The organism is Rhodopseudomonas faecalis (assembly GCF_003217325.1).
GTDB lineage: Bacteria > Pseudomonadota > Alphaproteobacteria > Rhizobiales > Xanthobacteraceae > Rhodopseudomonas > Rhodopseudomonas faecalis.
The window spans coordinates 1-1,287 of sequence record NZ_QJTI01000055.1 but is presented as its reverse complement, the minus strand read 5'-3'; the positions used below and the strand labels follow the sequence as shown (position 1 = coordinate 1,287).

General features: G+C 67.1%; 1 protein-coding gene. It reads right to left on the bottom strand.

The genetic code is table 11. The features are described from left to right. On the bottom strand, window positions 1-1,287 hold a 1,287-nt coding region (locus BJ122_RS18870), incomplete at both ends, for a TolC family outer membrane protein (protein WP_110782818.1).

Sequence of the window (1,287 nt, the reverse complement as noted above, 5' to 3'; positions counted from 1 at the left end):
TGATGATAATGCACGCTCGGGTCATAGACCGTGGTGCTCAGCTTCAGCACCTGCGGCGACAGCCGGCCGACCGCGCTCAGCACCGAATACGACGCCACCACCCGGTCATGCTGCGCCGTCACCAGCGCCACGCGCGCGTTGACCAGCGCCTGCTGCGCGTTCAACACGTCGAGCGTGGTGCGCTGCCCGGCGCGCGCTTCCTCGCGCACGCCATTGAGCGCGATTTCCGACGCGGTCACTTGCGCCTGCGCCGACGACACCTGCGAGCGGCCGGCCTGCAGCTGGCCCCAGGCCTGCACCACGCTGGCGCGGGTCTGATCGCGCACCTGCTCGAGATTGAGGCGCTGCTGCGCCAGCGTCTCTTTCGACTGCCGGATCAGCGAATATTCCGCGCCGCCCTGATAGACCGGCACCGACAATTGCGCCACCGCCGAGCCGACGAACTGTTTTGGCGAGGCGATCGACTGCTCATAGCTCTGCTGGGCATTGGCCTGCAGCGTCAGCGTCGGGAACAGCGCGCCCTCGCTGACCTTGACGTTCAGATAGCTGACATCGATGCCGAACATCGCCGCGGTGACGTTCGGATTCTCGATCAAGCCCAGCTCGATCGCCGCCGCCAGCGTGTTTGGCAGAAAACGATCGACCGGCGAACCCGGCGCCAGCGATTCCGGCTCGCTGCCGATGATGCGGCGGAAATTCGCGCGGGTGGTGGTCAGATTCGATTCGGCGGCGAGCTGCTGGGTGCGCCCGGCCGCCAGCTGCGCCTCGGACTGCGCGACGTCAGTGCGCGTCACTTCGCCGACATTGAAACGGTCGCGGGTCTGCTTGAGCGTCTGCTCCAGCACCCGCACGTTGCTGCGCTGCACCTCGACGATCGCCGAGTCGCGCAGATAGTCCATATAGATGGTGGCGGCGGCCAGCAGCACCGACTGCTCCAGCACACGCAAGCCCTCGCGCGCCGCCGACACCTGGCCTTCCGCGGCCCTTGTGCGGTTGGCGGTCTGGTTGCCGTTGAACAGCGTCTGGCTGATGGTGGCGCCAAAAGCGCGCGGATATTGCGTGCCCTGCAGCGAGAACTGGTTGCCGCCGAACCGCGAGGTGCCTTCGGTATATTGATAGCCGCCGCTCGCGGTCACCGCGATCTTGGGCCGATAGCCCGACAGCGCCTGCGGCACGTTCTCGTCGGTGACGCGCACCGAGGCGCGCTGCGCATTGAGCTGCGGATTGCTCTGATAGGCCCGCACCAACGCCGCCTCAATGGTGTCCGCCGACACTGGCGCCGCGGCG